General features: G+C 38.0%; 2 protein-coding genes. Both read left to right on the top strand.

Annotated features, from left to right (window positions below; genetic code table 11):
- On the top strand, nt 1-250 hold a 250-nt coding region (locus HMPREF9442_RS08960), incomplete at its 5' end, for a hypothetical protein (RefSeq protein WP_008627753.1).
- A gap of 651 nt (nt 251-901) precedes the next feature.
- Nucleotides 902-985, top strand: an 84-nt coding sequence (locus tag HMPREF9442_RS16915; RefSeq protein WP_406613105.1) for a GTP-binding protein, incomplete at its 3' end; no start/stop codon positions are given.

Below are 985 nucleotides of genomic sequence, written 5' to 3'. Positions count from 1 at the left end.
TGCCGCACTTGACCGAAAAATACAGCTGGAACTTGCGCCGCCCACGCCCGAAGTCGCCGAAAAGGAGAACGAAGGGCAACAGGTCAAGCCGGAAGCGGAAGATGTGCGGAACAGGCAGGCGCAATATTCCGAAAATGCACCGCCGCAAATACGCAATCCATCGGAAAGTATTATCGCCAATCACACCATAACTGGGCATCCGGGGCTGTATGCCAAGGAGGAAACCCGGTCCAAAGGATTGAAAATATAACCTTAGGAATTTTATCTGAAGTATTAATAAGGGCTATCCCAAAAGGTCTAAAAGTAAATTTTATCCTTTCTGCAAGTATCTGTAGGATGGCAACTGCATTTTTTTTCTTTTTGGGCAGCCCTTATTAAAATTTATTCTTATTTTAGGTTATATACATTCATGTCCATTTATGTAAAAAATCCTGCTGACCTTGTTTATGTCTTGTCAGTCACCATTTGCAAAACCATATTTGACCCTCAAAGAGGCTGAATTTGATAAGTAACTTGCTACATACTCATAATAAGGAGCTAAATAGAACACGAATGGGAAATACACAAATGCCAAACTAAAGAAGATATTGGCCAAAATAAACGCTATACCGAGAGAGAAACTTGATTTTTCAACTTCCTAAAACGGTGTTGTTTAAACATTTCTACTTATTTGTACTTGCCAGTTGAACCTACGCTTCCCTAATAAAATGTCTATGGTAAAAAGTTAAAAAATCCTCCCACTTTTGTTAGATATATTTTTTTGTGTAATTTTGTAATCGTTATGCGGCAGTAATAATATACATATTAATACGAGTTAGTAATCCTGTAGTTCTCACATGCTACGAGGAGGTATTAAAAGGTGCGTTTCGACAATGCATCTACTGTAGTATATTATTGCTTAATCCAAATGAATATTATAAATTTAGGAATTCTTGCTCACATTGATGCAGGAAAAACTTCCGTAACCGAGAATCTGCTGTTTGCC

The sequence above is a fragment of the Paraprevotella xylaniphila YIT 11841 genome, from assembly GCF_000205165.1.
GTDB classification, from domain to species: Bacteria; Bacteroidota; Bacteroidia; order Bacteroidales; family Bacteroidaceae; genus Paraprevotella; species Paraprevotella xylaniphila.
The sequence above is the reverse complement of the archived record's forward strand: the minus strand, read 5'-3'. Positions and strand labels throughout refer to the sequence as shown.